This window comes from Spirosoma jeollabukense, from assembly GCF_054777855.1.
In genome coordinates this window covers 281,359-306,849 of the sequence record NZ_BAAHAD010000003.1, presented here as the reverse complement: position 1 = coordinate 306,849, position 25,491 = coordinate 281,359, and the positions used below count along the sequence as shown (strand labels likewise).

Genomic DNA, 25,491 nt, shown 5'->3' with positions numbered 1-25,491 from the left:
AAATCAATCAACTTCCAGCAACTTCTGTTAAAATTTTAATTTACAGCATATTATATTGAATAAATCACTTTTATCATTTTTTAATTTTACATATAATCAAAATAAAAATAATTATTCATTTAGTAATATATTCTACCTAGAGCAGTCTGTTATTAGCTATAGCGATTTATAAAAGATAAATCTTCCTTGCTGTATCACTAGTGATTCTTTGACTACATACCAGCGGTTAACGCTACGTAGCTTTTGGCAAAACCAGCCTATAGTCGTTTCGGGCAGATAAAAAAAAGGCCCGAAAGTTCTAATTTTTCGGGCCGTTGAGTTTTCGAGTCTACTTACCAGACTTTGGAAAATAACTCGCTTCGATGAGTGCTTTTACGTCTTTGAATTTCTTGTTCGGCTTGAGGTATTGCGCTAGGAAATCATAAATCTTCATCCGGCTTTCCTTCGCGCCATAGGAGTCAATCCGGTTGAACGTGTGCCCGCCCGGAGCCTCTTTATAAATTTCGTACTCAAACTTTTTACCTTCGGCCTTCAGCGATTTTATCAAATGTTCGACCTCCAGTACGTTCACATCCTCGTCGTTGGTGTTGGTATGAATGAGCAGGGGCGTTTGCAGTTTTTCGGCATTCCAGGCTGGCGAGCGCTTCCGGTATTCTTCCACGTTCTGATCCGCTGATTTCCCGATGTGATAATCAGCCGAATAGGCATCGCGGTAACTCTGGCCTTTGTAGCCCATCCGAGCAATGAGATCGCTCACGGGAACACCCGCGTAACCAACGGCATAATCGGATGGATGGTTGAACAGATTGAGCAGCGTAATCATCCCGCCGTGGCTCCACCCTAAAATGCCGACGCGTTTCTTGTCGATGAAATCGTAGTTGTCCAGCATATAATCCCGGCAGCTCTTCGTGTCCTCCACTTCCAGTCCGCCGTAATCAATGAGCTGGTAGAAGCCCTGGCCGTAGCCCGTGCTTCCCCGATAATCGGGCGCGATCACTACGTATTCCTGCGCCGTAAGTTCTTTGATGATGTGCGCATAAGCCGTATTAAAATTACTATGCACCCCGCCGTGCGGAAGCACCAGCAAAGGGTATTTTTTGGCCGGATCAATGTTCGACGGGATGAATACGTAGGCTGAAAAACGGACGGGATTTTTAGCCCCCTGCCCCGTCGGATTTTTGATAACGGCTGGTGGTGGTCCGGTGATGATCACCTTATCAACCAACGTAGCATCACCCAGCCGCTGGCTCCAGGTGAGGTCGTCAATGGTTTTATCCAGGGCATCAAACTGATGCTGCATACCCGCTATCTGCCGCTGAAGCGCCGTTATCTGAGCGGCTTCTGAGTTTTGAGCTTTCGTCTGGCCATAAAGAAATGTACCTGTCGCCAGAGACAAAACCAGTCCAATTGTTTTTTTCATAGAGTTAGTGAAAAGAGGAGTGATGGCTACTAATTAATTCTTGATTGGTTCGTTACATCGTCCTCACCCCTAAATCCCCTTCAGGGGACTTAGGGGTGAGGACGATGTAGTTTCTTAGAGTAATCTATACCGCATCCGAAAGGCTGCTGAACGTGAAATCACGGATGCGCAAAGGAGGAACCAGGTTGCCGCGGGTACGTACCGGCACGCCCATGGCCTCCAGGTTGTTGAGCATAATGACCGGGCTTTCGTTGAACCGGAAGTTCTTGACCGGATATTTGATCTGGCCTTTGTCGATGTAGAATGTACCGTCGCGGGTTAAGCCAGTGTACAGCAGCGTTTGTGGGTCAAGCCAGCGGGTGTACCAGAAGCGCGTGACCAGAATTCCTTTTTCCGTGCCTTTGATCAAATCAGCCAGGGATTGCGTGCCGCCCTCCATCACAAAACCCGATGGTTGCGGCAGTGGCTTAGCCCCTTTTTGCTGCGCCCAGTAAGGCGAATACGACATATTTTTCACTACACCTTTGTCAAACCAGGTTATTTTTTCATGCGGATAGCCTTCGCCAGAAAAAGGAGAACTGGGGATCTGGGCGTTGGTAGGATCAGAATAAATGGTGACGCGTTCATCCAGAATCTTCTCGCCCAGTCGGGTACCGCCCCCTTTTTTGCTCAAAAAACTCCGGCCTTCGTCGGCGGTGCGAGCGTCCATCGCGTTGACCATGAATTGTACCAGTTCGCCGGCGGCTAACGGCTCCAGAATAACCGTATACTTTCCCGGCTCCAGCGCAACAGCCTTTTGAGATGCCTTCGCTTTTTGAATCGCTACGTCCGTCAGGGCGCCTGTATTTAGTTTACTGACGTCGTTGAAGTCTCCGGCGGCATAACCGGACCCTGTGCCATCCGGTGTACGGATGGTCAGTGAGAAATTAACATTTGTGCTTTTGTGGTAGCCGACCAGTCCTTTGCTGTTGCCAATGGCGTTGAAATTGGCCGAGTCTTCTAGGAAACCCGCCCCGCTCAACTGGCTGGCCATGATGGATTTGATGCTGGCGCCCGCCAGTTTAGCCCGGTCGGGTGCTTTGATGGTGGCCGTCGTATCGGCGAACGCCTGTGGTGTGGCATAGGTTTGAGGTCCTGGCATGGGAACGTACTCCGGATTTTCGGGAGCCAGTCGGGCCATTTCCTCCGCCCGGCGAACGGCTTTTTCCAGCGACGCATCGTCAAACTCATTGATGTCGGACGTACCCGTTTTCTTGCCAAATACCGACGAGACCGATAGCGACAGATTGTTAGTAGCTCCGGCGGTGGACACCGAGTTACGGGCAAAGCGAATGTTACCGGATCGTCCTCCGGTTAATTCGACCTTCATTTCGTCGGCTTTGGAATAACTCAAAACCTTATCTATAATTTTCCTGGCTTCTTCCTGAGATAAAATGGCCATTTTTTTAAGGGTTTACTGTTTACGGTTTTTTATTTTAGTTAAGAGAGGGCTTCGGCTAGGCACGTAGTACAGTGAGTAAGCACCACTGAAAACGGTAAACAGAAAACCGTAAACTATTTTTAAATTTTCCTACCCGTATTGATAACATTTACGCCGTTGAAGCGCGTCGTGGGGCAGCCGTGCGAAACGGCGCTTACCTGTCCGGGCTGTCCTTTCCCGTCGAAGAACGTACCGAATAACCGGTAGTCGTCTTTGTCGCAGATGCGGGCGCATGCATTCCAGAACTCCTGCGTGTTGGACTGGTAGGCTACGTCGTCGAGCATACCCACGATGGCCCCATTCTTGATTTCGTAGAAAAGCTGACCGCTGAACTGGAAGTTATACCGCTGCTGATCGATCGACGATGAGCCCCGGCCCAGAATATAAATACCTTTCTCGGTATCCTTGATCATGTCGTGAATGCTGTATTTATCCGGCCCCGGCTGTAGTGATACGTTCGGCATCCGCTGAAACTGTACGCTATCCCAGCTTTCGGCAAAACTGCACCCCTGTGACTCTTTTTCGCCCAGCAAATGCACCTGATCGCGCGTAGCCTGAAAATTGACCAGAATGCCGTTTTTAACCAGATCCCACTGTTTGCCCGGAACGCCTTCATCGTCATAGCCAACCAGCCCCATGGTATTTGGCTGCGTTTTATCGGCTCTCAAATTGACGATTTTGCTGCCGTACTGGAAGTTCTTCGATTTCAGTTTTTCCATTGTAGCAAAGCTGGTTCCGGCCAGATTGGCTTCGTAGCCAAGGACGCGGTCGAGTTCCAGCGGGTGCCCAACGGATTCGTGAATCGTTAACCCCAGATTGGACGGGTCCAGAATCATGTCATATTTGCCCGCCGGTACCGATTTTGCCGATAGCTTTTCCTTTGCTTGCAGTGCCGCTGCGGTGGCATCCTCAATCATGTTGTAGGCGTATCGGTAGGTAGTGGGTCCATTGGGTATCACAATCTTCTCGGCCGGATTATCCGATAAATATTCGTAACCCATACCAATCGGCGCACTCAGCGCATCGCGGGATTTAAAGCGTCCGGTCTGCTTGTTCACGGCCGAAACCGTAAACGTGGGCCACATCCGATGGATGTCCTGATCGATGTAGGAGCCGTCAGTAGATGCGAAGTATTTCTGCTCGTTGACAAAGAACAGATTAGACGTAACGAACGAAGCGCCATTTTTCATTGCGGCTCCGTTCACTTCCATAAGCAGGTCTATCTTTTCCTTAACCGGAATCTCAAAGGCATTTTTCCTGATGGGTGTTTTCCAGGTCTTTTCGCCGAAGCCTTTCTGAGGGGCCAGCACCACGGGTTCTAACTGGATTTCTGCATTGGCTTTCGCCATGTCAACAGCTTCAGCGGCACACCGGGCAATACTCTCGGCACTCATCTCATTCGTTGAGGCAAACCCCCAGGTGCCATTGGCAATAACCCGGATACCAATGCCATACGACTCCGAATTGACGATGTTCTGCACTTTGTTTTCGCGGGTAAACAGGTACTGCCGCAGATACCGGCCAATGCGTACATCCGCATACGTAGCGCCTTTACTTTTAGCCGCATTCAGGGCTACGTCGGCCAGTCGTTTCTTCAGCGCTACGTCCAGCCACGGACTCAGCAGGTCTTCCGCCGAGACCCGACGACCGGTCAGCAACCCGGCAGGAAGCAGAGCCGCGCTCATGCCCAAACCGGATAATTTCGCAAACTCACGTCTTTTCATAGAGAATACTAGGTTGTTAGGAAGTTGAACTGTTTCTAAAGTGTGAGGTCCGAATTAACAACCTCACACCGCAGGAATCTTACCCCCAACCCCCTGAAGGGGACTTTGCCGATACGCAAATAAAGCCCCATTCAGGGGGTTGGGGGTAAATCACTTGTCGCCGGGGTGATAGACTTTCTCAGCGTGTTTGTAGACGTCGTCTTTGTAAAAATAAATTTCCTTGTAGGTTCCATTAATGTAGCCATTCACCTGATCGGTGTAGTGCGGAGACGCTGGATCGGCACTGGCCCCACCCGTCAGGATTGTTTTGGCCCGAAGCTTGTCGCCAAACTCAACTGCGGCTACGAACGTATTGCCCGTGATCCCGTAACGCTTATGCGTTTTAGGCGATTTTTTACTCACATACGCGTTCAGCGAACCCATATAACCCGGCGTTGCGGGTATGCCCCAGCTAGGTTTTTCATCGCTGGGTTCTTTATCCGTTGTCCGCTGAAACCGGTTGGCCGTACCCCAAGCTACCTGCCAGGTCCCAAACTCTTTTTCCAGATCAGCAATGACCTGAATCAGCGCGGTGAGCTGCTCCATGGGCGATAGAAATTCGGTGGTGAGCGCGGCCCCGTTGGTCAGCGAATATTGTTCCTCGGTCGTGGCCGGTTTGGGTAATCGGGCCATGTCCAGTTGAATGATCTTTTCCAGCCAGAGCGTGGTCAGGGTTGTGGCAATGGAACTGGTATCTGTTTTGAAATTCCATTTTTGTAAGACGTCGATCGGTTGTGCCAGTCTGGTCTTTATGGAATCGATGGCTACAGAATTATACGCGGCAATCAGGCTGGGAACAAATCGCTCGCCACTGGGCAGATACGTATCGTAGGAAGCCATGATGACATCATCCATCGTCGCGTTTTTCAGGGGTGTTAATACGCGTACAGCATGCACAGCCCGGGGTGTGTGACCGTCGGGAAGCATGTAGGTCGGTAACTTCAACATGGGAGTCGATAATTCGCCTGCCCCGTACAACGGCGTTGAGTTACAGTTCTGTAGCCAGCCGTTAGTCGGGTTGATGTATTGGGGAAGTTCTGCCAGTTCGTGCGTTCCCTGCCATTCCGTGGCCGACGTAGTACCGTCGACGGGTCGTTTCCAATCGAGCAATGGGTTCTTCTTTGGGACGAAGTTGCCGTGCCAGTAGGCAATATTTCCGGCCTTGTCGGCATAAACGATGTTGCTGCCCACCATGGCGCGGGCGTTGATGGCCGTGGTAAATTCCTTCAGGTTACGCGCCTTCATTTTCAGCCAGTTCATGCCCAGCAGTTCGATGTTAGGTTCGTAGGTTTTCAGGGCGATCCAGCGGGTGGCGGTGGCATAAACAACCGGTCCGTGATGCGTATGATACGTCGTAAATTTCTTCATTGCCCAGCTATCGCCTTTTTTGTAGCGAAGCTCCGTGGTCGTGCTATCGACCGGCTTCCAGACACCGTTGTATCGGTACATCAACTTCCCATTCTTCCGCTCGACATCTTCAGCGTATAAATCTTTGGCGTCCGACAGCGAGACCGGGTGCATCCAGCCGCAGAACTCATTGAAACCCTGAAAAATGTTGAACTGGCCCAGGAAGGGGGCTCCATAGGAGTTCAACCCTTCGGCACTTACCATGTGCACTTCAATACGTCCGTAGTACTCCGCGTGCGGATTAATAAACAGGATCGCCTTTTTGTTTTTCGTCCGGGACGGCCCCAGCGCCCAACCATTGGAGCCATCATTCTTGGGCGGATCGGCCGTAAAACTCCGGCTACCCGTAGCCACCTGAGCGACTTCTTTCCCGTAAAAGGCCTTGAAATCAGCTTCACTAACGTTGCTGCCGCCCATGGCCGGTACGTTGTTCATCAGCACCATCCAGGGCTCGATTCGGGCAAGCAATTTGGGTTTAACCGTCGGATGCGTGATCATGTAATAATTAATCCCGGCAGCGTGGGCATCGCAGAGTTTTTTCAACCAGTCCGGCGTTTTTTTGTACAGTTGAACGGCTTGCGTGGAGTCAATGAACATACGCGTCCAGAGGTCTCGGTAGACAGCGGATTCGCCTTCGATTTCGGAAGTACGGCCCAGGCGCGTAACCAGTGAATTTTCTACTTTGTCGAAGAACTCTTCGCACTGTATGTACATGAGGCCAAACACGGCGTCGGCATCGGTTTTCGCGTAGATGTGTGGAACCCCGTAGGTGTCCTTCACAATCTCAACGCCTTTCGCCTGCTTTGTTAGTTGATCGACTTCCTGAGTAGAAAATTGCGCCTGCACGACCGTAGAGTAAATCAACAAGCCAAATAAGACAAGGAAAAAATAAGCTTTATTGTGCATTGAAATAAGTTGGATTACGATTTTTTGCCATACTGAGGAACGATGCATCTTTGGTAGCTGTAGTGATTCCCCCTCCCGGAGACGCTTCGTTCCTTAGCCTGACAGACCTCCGGTAGCTTTCCAGATTATCTGGTTGCCGAAAAACTAATGATCAGAAAGTTTACTTGTAAATAGCGATTGGATCAAACAAACCTGGTGTTGAGCGCGGACTGTTTGGATTGGAGTTCAGCTCGTTCTGAGAATAAATAAATCGCCAGGGCAACTGACTGCCGTTGTTTGGTTTGAGTTTAACACCCAGCCCTTCCGTTCGGGTACGGCGCTCATCATTCCAGCCTAAATGCTGGCCGTAGAACGTAACGTAGCGTTCTTCCAGAATTTCCCGCAACAAAGCATTCGAGGCCGTAATACCATCTTTGTTCTCAATCCCTCCGGCGGCAAAGTCGGCAGCTACGTAGGGGTCATATTTATACGTACCTGCCACTTTATAGGTCGCGTGCAGATACCCGCCACCGTTCAGAAAACTACGATACGTGTTCAGGTGACCAAGGGCTACATCAAATCCTTTTCCTGAACGCAGCGCCATCTCGGCCAGCGTCAGCATATTCTCCTGATACGTAACAAGGGGAAAACTGGCATCCCGGGCGAAAAAGCCACGATTTGCGGTGGTTGTCAGCGTGTTTGGTTCGATTACGCCCGGTGAATTAACGCCGTTCTCCAGGTAATAGAATTTGAAGCGGGCCGTTTCGTTTGTTTTTGAATTTCCCCGATACGTAGCCGTTTTAGTCGGATTTAAAAGCTCTGCGTTGTAGGCACCTTCGGCCGTAATACTGCCCGCCCGAACGTTGGTCAGGAAGCTGTAATTCTGATTTTCGTTCACGCTGGCCGTTGTGCCATGCGTGGCATACATCGAATTAGCGTACGAACTCACCCCCGCTGTAGCTGCAGTATACGCTTCATTGTATTGTTTTAAATCCACATACAAACGAGCTTTCAGCGTATTGGCCACCTGTTTCCATTTCGTGACATCGCCCCCGAAAAAAATATCTTTTGTTCCCACGGCACCAATGCCCGATTCCAGATCGGCAATTCCATCATTCAGTTGGGCAATGAGTTTGGGAATCAGCTCTGCCTGCGTTTCGAAATGGGGATTCGAGAACGTAGCGGTGTTGGCGGTTTCTGTAAATGGTGCATCGCCCCAAAGTTCAGTAACGGTTCCGATGTTATGTGCCTGGATAATCTTGGTGATACCGGCCATGACGCGGTTGCCTAACTGATTCGCTTTTTCTAAGGTTCGTACGGCATTTTTGTTGGTCCCGGTATAGAACAGATTCCAGTCATCGTCAAAATTGGCGGCCGTAATCTGGTATTGTCCCCACGTACCGAACTGCTGGAAACTTCCGTAGCCGTAGCCCGTCCAGACAATGGTGAGTCGGCTAGCCATGCCTTCCTGAGACGCAATGTGGGCGATCTGAGTACCGGTAAAAATATACTCAGCCGAAGCATCCGTTGGATTGTTCAAATCCTTGTTCATATCGGATACTATTGACTCGCACGAGAAAAAAGCCAAGGCAATCAGCCCTGCACAAATGGATCTATATCGTCGTTTCATTCGATTCCAGTCGTTAAAATTAGTAATTGATTTTCAGGCTGAAGACCAGCGATCTTGTGCTTGGATTATTGAAGTAATCCACTCCACGGGCATTGCCAACCCCCGATACGTTGGTTTCCGGATCAATGCCCACTACTTTGGTCCAGAGTACCGGATTCCGGGTAGTTACGGCGAAACTGACCGACTCCAGCTTCGTTTTCTTCCGGAAACCCGGCGTGTTCAGTTGATAGCCCAGGGTAATCTCACGAATGCGGGTCCAGCTTCCATCCCGGACGAACTGCTCCGTTAGCTGCCCGGAGTGCCCACCAATCGAGGTATAGAACGACTGATCCAGCAAGACGGGGCCACCACCGTAATTCGCTACGTTGCCCCGCAGGGTAGTCCCGGCCTTGAACAGGGTTCCGGCATAGTTGTACGTATCCTGCGCCAGGGTCACTTCGTTGCCGACGTCGGCATACGTACCAAAGTTCACCAGCACTCCGCGTGTACCTTCGTAAAAATCGCCACCCTGGAAGGTTTCAAACAGAACGTTCAGCGATAGTTTTTTATAGGAGAGATTCGTCCCAAAGCCACCGCGCCAATCGGGGTTTGGGTCGCCCACGATGCCTAACGTAGTGCCTAACTTAGGAAAGCCCGTAGGCGTCAGGTTCATCGAACCGTCTTCATTACGCTGATACACACCACCGTAGAAGGAAGACAACGCGTCGCCTACGTGGGCAACGGTACTCAGCGCACCGGCCGTAAAGGTGACGATTTCGGTACCCCCTAGATTCGTGACCCGGTTTTTGTTTTTACTCCAGTTAGCGAATAGATTCCAATTAAAATCTTTCTTCTGCAGAACGTTCAGGTTGAAGTCTACTTCCATGCCTTTGTTCTCCATACTGCCGGCATTGGTATATTTCTGGCTAAACCCGGTTGAACCAGCCGATGATACCTGGAGCAATAAATCCCGGATGTTATTCTGGTAATAGGTGTAGCCTACCGTTAGTTTGTTTTTGAAAAACCGTAAATCTGCACCGACTTCCCACTCCGTTTTGCGCTCGGGGAAAAGGTTCGGATCTCCCTGTGTTGCACTTTCTACGTAAGCGCCCCCGTAACCTGAACTGGTCAGCGTGGTTGCCCAACTGCTGAACGAAGCCGTTACGTAAGGGGTCGTGTTCCGATAGGGTTCGGGCTGAATACCCACGATACCGAAGGAGGCCCGCACCTTACCAAACGAAAGCGCACTACCCCGGAAGGCTGGCAATTGGCTAAACTGCCAGGCTACGTCAGCCGATGGATAGTAGAATGTCGATTTGGATGCGCTACCAAATGTAGAGCCCGATTCGCTGGCAATGGACCCATTGACATACAGTTGGTTATAGAATCCCAGGTTCAGGGTTGAGTACAAACGAGCCGTCCGACGGTGCGTTTCCGTATTGAATGGAAAATTGTTGACGGCCGTGGAGTTGGCGAAATTAGGTGGTGCTTCTTCCAGAATGAAGCCGTTCATGGTGCCGCCCAGCAGGTTGTACTTCCGATCATTGATGTTGAAGCCAACAATCAACGTACTCGTTATATTTTCACCAAAATCCTTGCTGGCTCGCCCAATGACGTCCAGGTTCATTTCAGTTTCCGAGATGATACGTTGGTCGTACGCGCCAGCGCCCGAGTTTTCAACCGACGACACCGGATTGTTGGTCACCCGACGGTCGTTATAAGTGTCCATCCCCGCCCGAGCCGTGATGCTGAACCAGTCTTTGGGTGTCGCTACGATCTCCGAGTTCATAATAAACCGATCGACTTCCGAAAAATTGGTCAGCTCGTTGATCGTCCAGAGTGGATCGTTATAGCTTGGGTTCGCCGAAGCCCCCAGGTAGTTGCGATACGACCGCTGGCGATTCCGAATGGCAGCGGCCGTAGGTGAAGCGAAGTAGCTTCCTTTCCAGTACCGGCTGTCGAAATCGGGCGACGAACGCAGCATGCCTAGATACAGACCGCTGGCGTTGTCGCCTTTTTGCACCCGGTTAGAGGTGGTTCGGATGTAGTTGGCGTTTGCCGACGCTTTGATAATGTCATTAAGCTGGCGGGACGCGTTAAACCGAACCGAGTTTCGTTTGTAATCACTTTGCCCGGCGAAAATTCCTTTCTGATTTAGATTGCCCAGGCTCAGGTAAAAGTTACCCTTGTCGTTTCCTCCGCTCAGGCTAACGTTATTATCGTAGTAGGTACCCGTTCGAAACACAGCATCCTTACGCGCTTCGTTGTAGGTTTCTTTCGAGTTTTTCGTCAGAATTGGATAAAATGTTTTCCCCTGATAGGATTCAAAGCGGGCGCCATTCATGTTCACTACGTCGTCGCCACCGGCCCGGTTGGCAATTTTATCGCCCCAGGAATATTGCGTCGTTGGATTGTAAATACCACCTGAACCTTGCCCGTAGGCTTCCTGTAAGGGATGCAATACGTTGACTTTGTCGAAAGAAACCGTAGAACTAAAGCTGACATTCAGTTTATTATCCGCAGCGCCCCGTTTCGTTGTGATCACAATCACACCGTTGGCCGCCCGCGATCCCCAGAGCCCAGCCGCCGAAGCCCCTTTCAGGATTTGCATGCTGGCAATGTCTTCCGGGTTAATGTCATTCAAACGGGATTGTTGCGCCACTCCACCCCGAGAATCGCCACTGGTGCTGTTGCTCATGGGCACGCCATCAATAATAATGAGTGGCTGGTTTGACCCCGTAATTGTATTCTGACCACGAATCTGGATGTATGAACCGGCGCCCGGATCACCCGTAGAACGAGAAATCAACACGCCAGCCGCTTTACCCGCCAGCCCATTAATGATGCCCGTTTCGCCGGAGCGTTTAATGTCTTCGGGTTTGACCGTCGATAGCGTCGATGCCATTCGGTCTTTTTCTTCTTTGAACCCTAAAGCCGTGACTACCACTTCGTTGAGTACTTTAGAGTCGGCCGCCAGTGTGACATTGATGGTCACTTGATCGCCAACCGGAACCTCCTGGGAGACATAGCCCAGAAACGAAAAAATCAGCGTACTTTCTTTGGACGGTACGCTAAGGGTGTAATTCCCTTCGGCGTTCGTTGTGGTGCCAATCGTGGTCCCCTTTATGGAAATGTTAACGCCGGGCAACGCTAACCGGTCTTCCTGAGCCGTGACTTTCCCTTTAATAACGATAGCGGCTGGAACGCTTGATGTTACCGCAGCATCGATCCGGTAAGTGAGCTTAGTGGGGACACTACTACGTTCATTTCTGGTAACGATGTCTCTGAGGTCTCCTTTTTCAATCAGTCGGTTCTGGGCCCTGACTGTCGTCACCAGCGAAGCAGAGACCGCTAAATAGCCTAAGATCCGAATTCTGTTTTGTAATAATAATCTCATTGCTCTCAATCAGTTGGTTGGTTTATTGACAAAAGCTCTTCTGGCGTCCCTTCGAAACAAAGAGTGACAACTACGATGACTAGTAAAAGAAGGTGGTATGATAAGCAGGCGTTTACAGAAATAGCCTCGCCGGATAAATTCAAAAGATTACCAGAGAATCAGGGATAGGGAAGCTGCTACGTTCAGCCATTGTGCCCAGGGTTGAAAGACACCAGTGTTTAAAAAGCCAGCTTTCGTGTCCTCAGGACCGTCTTCTTCTCGGTCCATATGGTCCTTCACTAAGTCATCCAATTCTCCCCGTTTGAGTAATTCCAGGAACACTTCCAGCTCCTGGTCAGTTGCCTGATTGCTGAGATAGCGCTCAACTAAGGTTTCTTTAAATCGGCTCTCATCCATAGGTTCCCCATTAATTATCCAGAAGACAATCGAGCCGACCGGGAGGGTACCCCCTTAAGAGATTTTTTTTAATCGTTGATTTAAAACCCACCAACAGGGTTACGTGTCTGGTTACACGTATCAGATGAAGGGAAATACGAATTGCTTCGGTATAGACTGACCGAAGCAGGGCGTTTTAGGATAGAGTAGACAATTCATCCACGACACCATCGGGATCAATGGATTGTCTGTAAGAAAGGAAGCTATTCAGGGGCAGCGGCCTTACGTTGTTTGTCGGTTCAGGTAAGCTTTAACGGCAAAACTGGCCACTACGCCTTCACCCGTAGCCGCAGCAACCTGCGCAATAGCGCCTAACCGGCAGTCGCCAGCAGCCAGGATGCCGGGAACCGATGTCTCGACCGATCCGGGTCGGGTGCAGATAAATCCTTGCTCGTTGAGGTCAATGGTTTTAGCCAGAAACTTGGTATTGGGTGTAAGCCCTACAAACAGAAAGACGCCATCAGCTTCAATCTCCATTACCTCGCCTGTGGCATTATCGGTCACTTGCAATGCCCTGAACGTACCTCGATCGTTACTGAGAAAGGCCGTTGGCGTTTGGTTCAGATGCACGGCTACGTTCGTAAATTCGGCTAATTTGTCGGTGTAGGTTGTTGAGGCACTAAATGATGGTTTGTAATGAACAAACGAAACCTTTCGGCAAAAACGAGCCAGAAACATGCCTTCCTCCAGTGCGCTGTTGCCTCCGCCGATAACCAGAATCTCCCGATCCCGGTAGAAAGCCCCATCGCAGGTAGCACAGAAATGAATTCCCGCACCAATTAACTCGGACTCTCCCGGGATATGCAGTTTCTTATAGGTTGATCCTACCGCCACTACGACTGAGCGGGCCGTAATATCACCCATGTTCGTTTCGAGATGAAAAATCTCATTTTCATGGGTGATTTTGCGAACGTCAGCGCCCAGTTTGATATCTGATCCGTAGATTTTAGCCTGCTCGGCCATTTTATTCATTAACTCCTTACCGCTGATATCAATAAATCCCGGATAATTTTCGATTTTATCAGTCAATGAAGCATTTCCGCCGATGAGTCGTTTTTCCAGAATAATGGATGAAAATTTATCCCGCTGTACATAAATAGCGGTGGTTAGTCCAGTGGCCCCGCCCCCGATGATAGCCACATCATATAAATGAGACTGGGCTTCTTCGGTTATGCCGATTAGGTCTTTTAAGGTTCGGTTGTCGGGGTTGGCAAATACCTGATCATCAATAAAAATAGTCGGAATGATCCGCTTCCCGTTATTTACGGTTTCAAGTATGGGAATTGACCAGGCATGCACCTCAATATTTATATACTGGTAATTAATGCCATTATCACTCAGATAGGCTTTTGCCCGGTGGCAGTCTGGACACCAATCAGCCCCAAACAAACGAATGCGAGGTCGGCCGGGGTTAAGTCCGAGTAACGCGGCAATCTGTTCGTTGGTAGGATTTACGAACGATGTTTCATTAATAAGTAGCGTGGGCGTTAGCCGTTTACCATCCTGCATTTTCTCCACCTGCATGGCGGCTTCCCGATCAAGGTCAACATTGATGTAGGTAAAATCCAGTTGGTTCTCTTCCAGATAAGTCTTTACCCGTTGGCTATCTTCACACCATTCCGCCCCATACAGGGTCAGTGTTGTTTGGTCTATGATCATCAGTTCAAAAAATGGTCAGGGAAATCAGTCTCAAGATAGCGTCTACATCTCAGAAATAGAGCAAAACGGTCCGAAAAGGTATAAAACAAACAAAGCCCGGTTGCGACTGACGCAACCGGGCTTTGTTCACTATTTTTATTTTTTATCCCTGAACGTTATCCGAAGCCAGTTTAGCGCCCAGATATTCGCGGTTCATGCGGGCGATGTGATCCAGCGAGATCGACTTGGGACATTCGACAGAACAGGCGCCTGTAAACGAGCAAGCTCCGAACCCTTCAGCGTCCATTTGCGCGACCATACGCTCAGCCCGTTCCCGGTGCTCAGCTTTCCCCTGTGGCAAAATAGCTAATTGGGACACTTTCGCCGACACAAACAGCATAGCCGACGCATTTTTGCAAGCCGCTACGCAGGCGCCACAGCCAATGCAGGCTGCCGCATCCATGGCTTCATCGGCAATGCTACGTGGGATAAGAATTTCGTTTGCGTCGGGAGCTGAACCGGTATTGACCGATACGTAACCACCCGCCTGAATAATCCGGTCGAACGCTAGGCGATCAACCATCAGATCTTTGATGACCGGGAAAGCCCGTGCCCGCCAGGGTTCAACGACAATCGTGTCGCCGTCGTTAAACGAACGCATGTGAAGTTGGCAGGTAGTGGCCCCCGTTTGCGGGCCGTGTGGCCGACCATTAATATACATCGAACACGTACCGCAAATACCCTCGCGGCAGTCGTGGTCGAAGGTTACAGGATCTTCGCCCTTCCTGGTCAATGAATCATTCAGCACGTCGAACATTTCCAAAAAGGACATGTCCTCTGAGACGTTATCCAGCTGATAGTCAACTAGCTTACCCTCAGTATTCGTATTTTTTTGTCTCCAGACTTTGAGTGTAATCTTCATACTTGTAGTCGTTAGTCGACAGCCGTTGGCGAATAGTGTCCTATTACCGACAGCTATCGACCAACGACTTTGACTACTGTTATTTATAACTCCGCTGTGTCAGTTTCACGTTCTCGAATTCCAGCATTTCTTTATTGAGCAGTTCAGGTTTGCCTTCTCCCTGATACTCCCAGCCAGCTACGTAGGCATAATTCGCGTCATCACGAAGGGCTTCACCGTCGGGGGTCTGGTATTCCTCACGGAAGTGACCACCACAGGATTCATTGCGATTTAGTGCGTCGTCGACCATTAGCTCACCTAATTCGATAAAATCAGCTACACGGCCCGCCTGTTCCAATGCCTGATTCATTTCCTCGGCATCGCCCAGAATTTTGGCATTAGACCAGAATTCTTTTTTCAGCGCCTGAATCTTCTGTTTGGCGAGTTGGAGTCCTTCTGCATTTCTTGCCATACCGCAGTATTCCCACATAATATGGCCCAGTTCTTTGTGCAGGTCATCAACCGGACGAGTGCCTTTTATAGACATCATCCTGTTAATCAAAGCCTGAACTTTCTGTTCCGCTTCTTTAAAGGCAGGCGAATCGACCGGAATTTTGTCAGCCGGACCAATGGTTGCCAGATAATCACCAACTGTGTAAGGAATGACAAAATAACCATCGGCCAAGCCCTGCATTAATGCCGACGCGCCTAAGCGGTTGGCACCATGGTCAGAGAAATTAGCTTCACCAAGCGCATATAAACCAGGAACGGTGGTCATGAGGTTGTAATCGACCCACAAACCGCCCATCGTATAGTGCACAGCGGGGTAAATCATCATCGGCGTTTCGTACGGATTTTCGCCAGTGATCTTTTCATACATCTCAAACAGGTTACCGTATTTGGCTTCGATCACTTTCTGCCCGTCGCGCTTGATCGCATCGGCGAAATCCAGATATACCGCTAAGCCGGTTTTACTGACGCCCCGACCTTCGTCGCACATATTCTTGGCGTTTCGAGATGCTACGTCGCGGGGAACCAGGTTACCAAATGCGGGATAGCGACGCTCCAGGAAATAGTCACGAGCGTCTTCAGGAAGGTCTGTAGCTTTCAACTCGCCTTTCTGAATTTTCTGCGCATCTTCTTTCGACTTTGGCGCCCATACGCGACCATCGTTCCGCAACGACTCCGACATCAGCGTCAGTTTCGATTGGTAGTGGCCCGATACAGGAATGCAGGTTGGGTGAATCTGGGTGAAGCAAGGATTACCAAACACAGCGCCTTTTTTGTGCGCCCGCCAGGCTGCCGTTACGTTACATCCCATCGCATTGGTCGAGAGGTAAAATACGTTGCCATAGCCGCCCGTACAAAGCAGCACAGCATGGGCCGAATGCGATTCGATTTTTCCGGTAATCAGATTGCGGGTAACAATACCCCGCGCCTTGCCACCCTCAACCACCAGGTCGAGCATTTCGGTACGGGTATACAATTTTACTTTACCATTGGCTACCTGACGACTTAAAGCCGAATAAGCGCCCAGCAACAACTGCTGACCCGTTTGGCCACGGGCGTAAAACGTTCGTGATACCTGCGCGCCACCAAACGAGCGGTTTGCCAACGTACCGCCATATTCCCGGGCGAATGGAACACCCTGCGCTACGCATTGGTCAATGATGTTGACACTAACTTCGGCCAGCCGGTGAACATTGCCTTCGCGGGCACGGTAGTCACCGCCTTTAATCGTATCGTAGAATAACCGGAACACGCTGTCGCCGTCATTCTGGTAATTTTTAGCGGCATTGATTCCCCCCTGAGCGGCAATAGAGTGCGCCCGACGGGGACTATCCTGATAGCAAAATGCTTTAACGTTGTAGCCCAGCTCTGCCAGTGATGCAGCCGCTGACGCACCAGCCAAGCCAGTACCTACCACGATAATATCGTATTTACGCTTGTTAGCTGGATTGACCAGTTTCAAGGCGAATTTGTGCCGTGCCCATTTTTCGGCTAAAGGACCCTCGGGGATTTTAGATTCCAGTTTCATGCTTTAAAGAGCGAAAGAAAGAGCGTAAGAGCGAACGAGAGATGAAGACGTATTCAATTGGAACATCCTTTGATTCACTCTTTCACCCTTTAAATAATGTGATGAACCTGTAAGTACACGTAAATTGGCATTGCCGCAAAAGCTGCCGGAATAATGACAGCAAAGAAGACTTTGCCCACAAACTCAATCATTGGTGTATACTTCTTATGACGAACGCCAATGGTTTGAAAACCACTCTGGAAACCATGCGCCAAGTGAAAGCCGATAGCTACCATACAGATAACATAGAGCGTTACATACCACAGTTCACCAAATGCGACCTGGACAACTTTATACAAATCTTTATACTGTTTGCCATCGTATTCGGCCATCGGAACAGACCCAAAGTGCATTTCATACCAGAATGTACGCATATGGATGACGATAAAGAGCAGCAGGATTGTGCCCAGTATTCCCATGTTACGCGACGACCACGGACTATTTTCTTCAGGCTTGCTATAGGCATACTTAACCGGGCGCGATGCCTGATTATGCCGGGTAAGAATGAAAGCCATCAGCGCATGTACCAGAATAGAGGTATAGAGCAGATACGAAACGGTCATGATAAGCGGGTTGTGGGTCATGAAGTACGTATACTCATTGAAAGCCCGTCCGCCATCGCCCTTGAACAGCTGAAGATTACCAGCCATATGAACGATTAAAAAAGAACATAAAAACAGTCCTGTCAGCGACATTATTACTTTGCGACCAAGGGAGCTGGAGAGTGTTTGTGTTACCCAAGCCATACGGTGAACGACACGAAAATTAAGTGTAAACGATTGAAAAAAAGCCGGGTTAAACGGCGCATCAAAGCTAAATCACAAACGCCACGGAAACAAGATTAAGCGGCATTATCCCCTGTTTTATAACTTATTTACAGCCGGTATAAACTATAGGTACAAGCTGGTTTTGCAACAGTGTGTAGTAGCCGTTTGTTTCTTTGTTTATTCGTACTGTGTAGCAGAATTGTAAAAAAGTGAGATTAGACCGCTTGTAATGGACTATTATGATAACATATTTTACCGAGAAAAAGTCGTTTCGTTGCCTGGAAGAATGTCAAGATTTGAACAACTATAATTCTCCCGCTATTTTCGCGCCATCGACCGTTTTTCTGTACTAGTATTTCCTTATGAAAGCATACGTATTTCCCGGACAGGGTTCCCAGTTTCGAGGTATGGGGCAAGACCTCTATCAACAGTCCCAGGCCGCCCGTCAATTATTTGATCAGGCAAACGAAATCCTGGGTTATAACCTGACCAATATCATGTTTGAAGGGTCTGACGAGGAACTAAAGCAAACCATTTATACACAGCCAGCCGTTTTTCTGCACGGTGTGGTGGTAGCGCTCACGACCGATTCATTTTCCCCCGATATGGTGGCAGGTCACTCACTCGGCGAGTTGGCTGCACTCACAGCCGCTGGTGTTCTCTCCTTTGAAGACGGCCTACGCCTGGCATCCATCCGGGCAACCGCCATGCAGCGAGCATGTGAACTGACTCCGTCAACAATGGCGGCTGTGCTGGGACTGGCTGATGAAGCCATTGAGCAGGTATGCGCCCAGATTACAGAAGAAATTGTGGTACCCGCCAATTATAACTGTCCGGGCCAGGTAGTTGTCTCGGGAAGTGTTGCGGGCATTCAACTGGCTGAAGAACGCTTAAAGGCGGCTGGTGCCAAGCGTGTGGTGCCATTGGCGGTCAGTGGCGCCTTTCACTCTCCGTTTATGGAACCGGCACGTACTGAATTTGCTGAGGCCGTTCAGACGATGTCATTTATTGCCCCCCGCTGCCCGGTTTATCAAAACGTAAACGCTCAGGCAACCACAGACCCAGAAACCATAAAAGCGAATATAATTGCACAACTAACGTCACCAGTACGTTGGACACAATCCGTTGAGCAGATGGTGGCCGACGGCGCTACCGAATTTTATGAGTGTGGTCCTGGCAAAGTGCTTCAAGGGCTGATAAAAAAGATTAGTCCAGCCACCCCCGTTTCAGATATTTGATCAATAAGTAGGCACTTGTGAATCAGTAGATAAGTCGTTTGTCGTCGTGAAAATGTCATTTTTTTTGGGCGTGTATTTGTTTTTAACACCCGGCAAACATTATCTTTGCACTCGCAAATGCAAAATAGCCCGATAGTATAAGGGTAGTACAACAGATTTTGGTTCTGTTTGTCTAGGTTCGAATCCTGGTCGGGCTACAATAAAAAAAGCCGCTTGACAAAATCAGGCGGCTTTTTTGTGTTTAAAAGATAGCTGTCTTTTTCGTTTAGAAAGCTCTGAAAATCAAAAAGCCGCTTTCGTAAAAGCGGCTTCGAACTCATCTATAGGCTAGAGGACCTAAAAGTGGTCCCGGAAGGGGAAATTCAGGATGTAGATTAAAAGAGTTTTTTGATGTCAATCCGGCGGTGCATGTGCTCCTCATCTTTAAAGGGCAACATTACAACCACTTTTCCGTGTTCGTGCGCAGCTTCGATATGATCGGCATCAACAAACGAAGGAATATCCAGAACTCGCAGAAACATAGGAACGGCCAATCGCTGGCTGCTTCCTTCCTCCTGCTGTACAGATGTGCTTACCAACAATGTGTAAAGAACAAGTTTATTGCCCTCAACCAGTACGTTAAATGAGTTGGCTTTTACACCGGGCGCCGATAGGGTAATAACCAGACGTTCATCTTCACGCTCAACATTCATGGTCGTCTGAGTGGATCCACCATAAAGCGTATTTAATAAATCAATCTGACCGCCTGTCCCCTGAAATACGTTTTCTATAGCTTTCATAGTGGATGTCGTTTACTGTTCAAGTACTAGTTAATAGACAAACCTCGTGCCTAACGAATTGATGTCCTTTTTCTCCGTCAAGCTGTCAGTAATTTGCTATTGATTTTAGCGTGAATATGCCTTTTTGACACGATAGAGGCTTACTTATATCTTTTTACTACGTATGTACGTAAATTCAATAGTGTTGCGATTTATGGTCTGTATGTGGTTCTCTTTCTACACATCTCCACAGATACACTCCATTAGCAAAAGCTGGCTGGCTTGCCGTACCTTTGTAAAATTATGCATATCAGAATTGGAACGCGCAGTAGCCGGTTAGCAGTCTGGCAGGCGGAACACATACAAACGTTACTACAGAAAGGCGGCCTGACGTCGGAGTTAGTCCTGATCGAAACCAAGGGCGATTTAGTATTGGATCGGTCGCTGGCGAAGATTGGCAGCAAAGGCGTATTTACGCAGGAGTTAGAAGATCAACTTCGGGACGGCACCATTGACATTGCGGTTCATAGTGCAAAAGATTTGCCATCGAACCTGCCATCTGACCTCAGTATTATTGCCTTCACTGAACGCGAACTGGCCAATGATGTACTGGTGAGTCGAAACAAAATGCTGTCGCTTGGCGGTGGTGAGGCTTTCCGAATTGGTACGTCATCTACACGACGAGTGGCCATGCTTAAGCATTATTGTCCGCATCTCGCTACGGTTGATATGCGAGGCAATCTGCAAACTCGAATCCGTAAGCTCGACGAAGGTCAGTGCGATGCCCTTCTACTGGCCTACGCGGGTGTTCACCGAATGGGGTACGACGACCTGATTGTCGAGCACTTGCCGATTGCCGATTTTACACCCGCCGTCGGACAGGGCAGTATTGCTATTGAAATTGCCGGTTCGTTAGACAGCCAGATCGTTGAGGCCATCAAGCGCGCTATAAACCACGAGCCCACAGAAGCCTGCCTGCGGGCCGAACGTGCCTTTTTGGCACGGCTCGAAGGAGGTTGCAGCATTCCATCCTTTGCGCTGGCTCACTGGACAAACGACCAACGTATCAGCCTGACGGGCGGTTTAGTTAGTCTGGATGGTTCTCAATTACTTCGCGAAACCTTCGCCGGAGCGCCGGAAGAAGCTTCACTACTGGGACATTCTCTGGCGGAAAGTATTCTGGAACGGGGTGGCGACCAGTTATTACAGGAAATCCGTTCACAATTATGACCGTAGTTATTGCCCAATCCGATGCCGACATTGAGCGGTGTTTACCCGCTATGCTGGTGCTACGTCCTCACCTCACACCCGAGAAGGCGTTAGAACAAATCCGCTTTCAACAAGCCAACGAAAACTTTGTACTGGCGTTTGTTGAGGTGATGCCGCATTCCGATGGTGATTCTCCTGAACCGGCTCCGGCTGTCATAGGCTACCGGTACATGACGTTATTATATAGCGGCAAGACACTCTATATCGACGATCTATCGACGCTCCCCAGCGCCAGGGGGAAAGGCTATGCCAGTCAGTTGCTGGATTTTGTCATCGATCAAGCCCACCAGGCGGGTTGCCAATGTGTTTCGCTGGATTCCGGTCAGAATCCAGCTCGTTATGATGCCCACCGTCTATATCTCAATAAACGATTCAACATTGCCAGCCATCATTTCAAACTGGACTTGTAATAGGGTTGCAATTCAGTAATTTGCGTCTGCCTTTTTCTGCTAAAAACAGTATTGATCCGGTATTATGAATCTGTTTCGAATTAGTTGGAGTAATCTGAGAGATAAACCGCTGAGCAGCTTTTTGAGTGGGTTATTGATGACATTTGGCATCACGATTATCTCGTTGCTGCTGTTGCTCAACAAGCAACTGGACGACCAATTTCGAAAGAATATTAAAGGGATCGACATGGTGCTTGGGGCTAAGGGCAGCCCATTGCAATTGATTCTGTCAAGTATCTATCAGATTGATTCACCAACGGGCAACATTCCACTCGAAGAGGCCGAACGACTCACGCGCAACCCCATGATTAAAACGGCGATTCCGTTATCCATGGGCGATAATTACCGATCGTTCCGCATTGTTGGCACGAACAAAAAATACCTGGAGCATTTTGGCGCTACTGTAGCACAGGGTACACTATTTCAGAAGGATTTAGACGTAGTGATTGGCCCGCGCGTTGCCAATGTGGCAGGTTTAAAGATCGGCGATACGTTCTCTGGATCGCACGGGCTCGATGCCGAAGGCGAAGTGCATGCCGATACGAAATATAAGGTAGTAGGCATTCTGAGTGCAACAAATACCGTTGCCGACCAGCTTATTCTAACACCCATTTCGAGCGTGTGGGCAATCCACGCGCACCATGAAGAGCACAACGAAGTGGGAGAGGCACACGAAACTGGGGAAGAACATGAGGCTGGTGATAAACATGCACATCATGAAGGTGAAGCCCATGAAGCCGAAGAGCACCACGACGACGACGCTCCGCGCGAGATTACGAGCATGCTCATCAAGTTTCGGAACCCAATGGGCATGATGCTGGCGCGGGGCATCAATAGTAACTCCAAATTACAGGCTGCACTGCCTAATATTGAAATCAACCGGCTGTTTTCGTTGCTTGGCGTCGGCGTTGAAACGCTGCGTGGCCTGGCCATCGTCATTATGCTCATTTCCGGCATCAGCGTGTTCATATCGCTCTATAACTCCCTGAAAGAGAGACGCTACGAAATGGCGCTTATGCTATCCATGGGCGCCACGAGAGCCCAGCTTTTCGGGATGCTGGTCCTCGAAGGGCTTGTCTTATCACTCATTGGTTTTGGTTTGGGAATTCTGTTTAGCCGCGTTGGATTGTGGTTATTTTCGAGCAGCGTATCTGAAGATTACCACTATAATCTGGCCGCCTTTGGCATCCTTCCCGAAGAGTGGATTTTATTGGGTGTTGCCATCATTATTGGCTTACTGGCCGCTGCACTCCCTGCTTTAGGCGTCTACCGCATGAACATTTCGCGCACGCTGGCCGAAGAGTAGAATAGATAGATATAGGATGTAGGAGATATGATGTAGCTGACGCGAAAGCAATATATCATACCTCCTATATCATCCATCTCTCTCATCATCCCAATACGTTGTAGATAATCACCGGTGCGGCTTTATTTTTTAGGGTTACCTCACCGATACGCTCACACGTAAAGGATTCGGCCACTTGCTGTTGTGCTGATTCAACAATGACAATCTGGCCAGCTTGTGCTACCGATTGCAAACGTTGCGCCATATTGACCGCATCACCAATCACCGTGTAATCCAGCCGCCGTAGCGTAGCAGAACCGATATTACCAGAAACCATTTCGCCACTATTGATGCCAATGGATACCTGCGGATGATAATTCGGGTGGTTAGGCAGGTTGTCTTCGAGCGTGGCTACCTGCGCCCGTATGGCCAGACCGGTTTCAATGGCCCGATCGAGGTGGTATTCGCCCCGGTAAACGGCCATCACAGCATCGCCCATAAACTTATCTACGTAGCCGCCCTGGGCGATTATCTCCTTAACCATTACGTCGAAATAGCGATTAACCAGCCGCACAACCGTATCCGCCGATTCGCGTTCGGAGATGGCGGTAAATCCGCAGATGTCGATGAATAGTACGGTGGCTACAATGGTTTCACTGGCCGACAGCGACGTTTCAAACTCGGGCCGACTCATGAACGTAAGGACCGATTCATCCACGTACATCCGCAGAATATCGTTTTCTTTTATGGCTTGCAGCGTTTTCCGGAGTTGCTCTACATACTCCATCGTTTTCTGCATTGTCCGCTCCAAATCCTCAAAATTGACCGGTTTAGTCACGAAATCGAACGCGCCCCGGTTCATCGCTGTGCGGATGTTATCCATGTCGCCATAGGCCGATACAATGACGGATTTAAGCATCGGGTTAGTTTCGTGTAGCTTGACCAGCAACGTTAAACCGTCCATACCAGGCATATTGATGTCTGTCAGCACCATGTCAATATCCGGCTGTTCAGCCAGGACCGCCAAGGCTTCCACGCCGTCATGAGCATAGACAAATTCGTATAGCTTCTCCCGAATCTGGCGCCGGAATTTCTGCTTAATAAGCAGCTCCAGGTCAGTTTCGTCATCAACTACCAAGACTTTTGCCTTCATACGATCTCTTTAAGTTTTTGTTTCAGAACCGCAAAATCGAGCGGTTTTGTCAGGAAGTCATTTGCTCCCAGATCGACGGCCATTTGCTCTGAGTTAGGATCGCCATAAGCCGTAATCATCATCACAACGGGGGATGGAGGAGTATTAAACTCTTTCCGAATCTGACGTAACAACTCGAACCCGCTCATGCCGGGCATATTGATGTCAGACAAAATCAGGATAACTTCGGATGCGTGCCCGTTGAGGTAACTCAAAGCCTCTTCGCCGGAATTGGCAAAATCCAGGCGAAACTCTTCATTCCGAATTTCGCGTCGGAAACGCTGCTGGAACAGGTCTTTTACGTCCGGTTCGTCATCAACTACTAATATTTTCAACATACCTGCGGAACCCATCAGTGATACGTATTGAGTGAACTAGTTTTAATTTTCAAAGAGGTCATTTGGTAGCGCTGGGTGGCGTTAGGTACCGCGCCAGAAACCGATAAATTTCATCACGCGAATCGCGCGCCAGCTTGGTATCGAGCCGGTTGAAGCTATGGCCGCCCGGCGCATCCTGGTAAATTTTGTACTCAAACTTTTTGTCATGGGCTTTCAGCGCGTTGATCAGCGATTCAACTTCCAGCACATTTACATCTTCGTCGTTGGTATTGGTATGGATCAGGAGCGGTGTTTTAAGCTTCTGGGCGTTCCAAACCGGCGACCGACGACGGTACTCCGCTACGTTGTCGGACGGATCTTTCCCGATATGCGCAGCATCCGAAAATATGGTTCGATACGCAGCCGGTTTGTAACCCAGCCGGGCAATAATATCCGAAACGGGCACACCGGCATACGCTACTTTATAATCTTCAGGATGATCGAAAATATTCATCAGCGAAATCATACCACCGTGACTCCAGCCTATAATGCCCACTCGATCGGTATCGACCTGTGGCATGTTTTCAACAGCCCAGCGCTTACCAGCCAGTACATCGTCATTTTCGTAATCACCATAGTCAATTTGCCGGTAGAATTCACCACCGTAACCAACGCTGCCCCGGTATTCGGGGGCGAGGATCAAATATCCCTGGTCCAGCAACTCACGGACGACATGTGCATAGAGCGTACTAAAATCCCCGTGGATACCATCGTGGACAAAAATAAGCAGGGGCAGCTTTTTCGCCGACGCAAACTTCTTCGGAGCGAAGGTATAGGCTGGGATCACAACCGGGTTCGTGGCACCTTGCCCGGTCGGATTTTTGATCACGTGGGGTGGCTTACTCCCATACCGAATTTTATCAATCGTCGCTACGTCGCCCAGTTTCTGGTACCACAGTAAATCATCGACGTTTTTGGCTAGTCCCTGATTGGCATAGCGAAGGCTTTCTTCCAGCATCCGAACCCGCTCGTTCAGGTCAGGTGATGCAGATGGAGTGGGCGATGGAGCAGGTGACGGTGCGGCCATTTGGCCATACGTAGTGACATGAATGAGGCTGATTAGTAAGAGGATATACAGGTTGTGCATGAGTTGATGAAGGTATTGGTTAACTATCAGTAGGCTTTCAGCGAGCACCGTAGCATA

At 49.4% G+C, this 25,491-nt stretch carries 19 protein-coding genes and 1 tRNA gene; 5 read left to right on the top strand and 15 right to left on the bottom strand.

Translation table 11 applies throughout. The features are described from left to right. Positions 1 to 328: 328 nt before the first annotated feature. From ACYVEA_RS15345 to ACYVEA_RS15295, 11 genes are all read right to left on the bottom strand, one after another. The gene (locus ACYVEA_RS15345) at positions 329 to 1,420 is read right to left on the bottom strand and encodes an alpha/beta hydrolase family protein (RefSeq protein ID WP_461114322.1); all 1,092 of its coding nucleotides are present in this window, start codon (positions 1,418 to 1,420) and stop codon (positions 329 to 331) included. Between the two features lie 124 nt (positions 1,421 to 1,544). Further along, positions 1,545 to 2,861, bottom strand: a complete 1,317-nt coding sequence (locus ACYVEA_RS15340) for a TldD/PmbA family protein (RefSeq protein ID WP_461114321.1) — start codon at positions 2,859 to 2,861, stop codon at positions 1,545 to 1,547. Between the two features lie 119 nt (positions 2,862 to 2,980). Then, positions 2,981 to 4,624: a TldD/PmbA family protein gene (locus ACYVEA_RS15335; RefSeq protein WP_461114320.1), complete on the bottom strand. Its 1,644-nt coding sequence runs from the start codon at positions 4,622 to 4,624 to the stop codon at positions 2,981 to 2,983. 150 nt (positions 4,625 to 4,774) lie between these two features. Then, the gene (locus ACYVEA_RS15330) at positions 4,775 to 6,976 is read right to left on the bottom strand and encodes a penicillin acylase family protein (protein WP_461114319.1); all 2,202 of its coding nucleotides are present in this window, start codon (positions 6,974 to 6,976) and stop codon (positions 4,775 to 4,777) included. Positions 6,977 to 7,136: 160 nt separating this feature from the next. Next, a complete protein-coding gene (locus ACYVEA_RS15325) occupies positions 7,137 to 8,507 on the bottom strand; it encodes a SusD/RagB family nutrient-binding outer membrane lipoprotein (RefSeq protein ID WP_461114318.1) in 1,371 nt (456 codons plus the stop codon). Between the two features lie 97 nt (positions 8,508 to 8,604). Continuing rightward, positions 8,605 to 11,961 carry a SusC/RagA family TonB-linked outer membrane protein gene (locus ACYVEA_RS15320; RefSeq protein WP_461114317.1) on the bottom strand — a complete coding sequence of 1,119 codons (3,357 nt, stop codon included), beginning with the start codon at positions 11,959 to 11,961 and terminating at the stop codon, positions 8,605 to 8,607. Between the two features lie 147 nt (positions 11,962 to 12,108). Next, positions 12,109 to 12,357: a hypothetical protein gene (locus ACYVEA_RS15315; RefSeq protein ID WP_461114316.1), complete on the bottom strand. Its 249-nt coding sequence runs from the start codon at positions 12,355 to 12,357 to the stop codon at positions 12,109 to 12,111. Between the two features lie 261 nt (positions 12,358 to 12,618). Next, the gene (locus ACYVEA_RS15310; protein ID WP_461114315.1) at positions 12,619 to 14,055 is read right to left on the bottom strand and encodes an FAD-dependent oxidoreductase; all 1,437 of its coding nucleotides are present in this window, start codon (positions 14,053 to 14,055) and stop codon (positions 12,619 to 12,621) included. Positions 14,056 to 14,197: 142 nt separating this feature from the next. Continuing rightward, the gene (locus ACYVEA_RS15305) at positions 14,198 to 14,956 is read right to left on the bottom strand and encodes a succinate dehydrogenase/fumarate reductase iron-sulfur subunit (RefSeq protein WP_461114314.1); all 759 of its coding nucleotides are present in this window, start codon (positions 14,954 to 14,956) and stop codon (positions 14,198 to 14,200) included. Between the two features lie 79 nt (positions 14,957 to 15,035). Continuing rightward, a complete protein-coding gene (locus ACYVEA_RS15300; protein ID WP_461114313.1) occupies positions 15,036 to 16,973 on the bottom strand; it encodes a fumarate reductase/succinate dehydrogenase flavoprotein subunit in 1,938 nt (645 codons plus the stop codon). An 89-nt stretch (positions 16,974 to 17,062) separates the two neighbouring features. Next, positions 17,063 to 17,758 (bottom strand): succinate dehydrogenase cytochrome b subunit, encoded by a 696-nt coding sequence (locus tag ACYVEA_RS15295; RefSeq protein ID WP_461114312.1) that lies wholly within the window; start codon positions 17,756 to 17,758, stop codon positions 17,063 to 17,065. A 383-nt stretch (positions 17,759 to 18,141) separates the two neighbouring features. Between ACYVEA_RS15295 and fabD the strand changes: the two genes are divergently transcribed. After that, positions 18,142 to 19,017 carry an ACP S-malonyltransferase gene (gene fabD / locus ACYVEA_RS15290; RefSeq protein WP_461114311.1) on the top strand — a complete coding sequence of 292 codons (876 nt, stop codon included), beginning with the start codon at positions 18,142 to 18,144 and terminating at the stop codon, positions 19,015 to 19,017. A 126-nt stretch (positions 19,018 to 19,143) separates the two neighbouring features. Beyond that, a tRNA-Gln gene (locus tag ACYVEA_RS15285) sits at positions 19,144 to 19,214 on the top strand. Positions 19,215 to 19,391: 177 nt separating this feature from the next. Here the strand turns inward: ACYVEA_RS15285 and ACYVEA_RS15280 are convergent. After that, positions 19,392 to 19,796, bottom strand: coding sequence for an Hsp20/alpha crystallin family protein (locus ACYVEA_RS15280; protein ID WP_093830147.1), 405 nt, complete (start codon positions 19,794 to 19,796; stop codon positions 19,392 to 19,394). 282 nt (positions 19,797 to 20,078) lie between these two features. Between ACYVEA_RS15280 and hemC the strand changes: the two genes are divergently transcribed. The 3 genes from hemC to ACYVEA_RS15265 all read left to right on the top strand — a co-directional run bounded on the left by hemC (position 20,079) and on the right by ACYVEA_RS15265 (position 22,799). Further along, a complete protein-coding gene (gene hemC, locus ACYVEA_RS15275; RefSeq protein WP_461114310.1) occupies positions 20,079 to 21,005 on the top strand; it encodes a hydroxymethylbilane synthase in 927 nt (308 codons plus the stop codon). Further along, positions 21,002 to 21,454 (top strand): GNAT family N-acetyltransferase, encoded by a 453-nt coding sequence (locus ACYVEA_RS15270; protein ID WP_461114309.1) that lies wholly within the window; start codon positions 21,002 to 21,004, stop codon positions 21,452 to 21,454. Before hemC ends, ACYVEA_RS15270 begins: the two co-directional genes overlap by 4 nt. A gap of 64 nt (positions 21,455 to 21,518) precedes the next feature. Beyond that, entirely contained in the window at positions 21,519 to 22,799 is a 1,281-nt protein-coding gene (locus ACYVEA_RS15265; RefSeq protein WP_461114308.1) for an ABC transporter permease, read from the top strand. 85 nt (positions 22,800 to 22,884) lie between these two features. Here the strand turns inward: ACYVEA_RS15265 and ACYVEA_RS15260 are convergent, their stop codons facing one another. From ACYVEA_RS15260 to ACYVEA_RS15250, 3 genes are read right to left on the bottom strand one after another with little or no spacing between them, the layout of a single operon-like run. Continuing rightward, positions 22,885 to 23,931, bottom strand: coding sequence for an adenylate/guanylate cyclase domain-containing protein (locus ACYVEA_RS15260; RefSeq protein ID WP_461114307.1), 1,047 nt, complete (start codon positions 23,929 to 23,931; stop codon positions 22,885 to 22,887). Continuing rightward, on the bottom strand, positions 23,928 to 24,308 hold the full coding sequence (locus ACYVEA_RS15255) for a response regulator (protein WP_461114306.1): 381 nt from the start codon (positions 24,306 to 24,308) through the stop codon (positions 23,928 to 23,930). The genes ACYVEA_RS15260 and ACYVEA_RS15255 overlap by 4 nt, the downstream gene beginning before the upstream one ends. Positions 24,309 to 24,366: 58 nt before the next feature. Next, entirely contained in the window at positions 24,367 to 25,434 is a 1,068-nt protein-coding gene (locus tag ACYVEA_RS15250; RefSeq protein ID WP_461114305.1) for an alpha/beta hydrolase family protein, read from the bottom strand. Between the last annotated feature and the right edge of the window lie 57 nt (positions 25,435 to 25,491).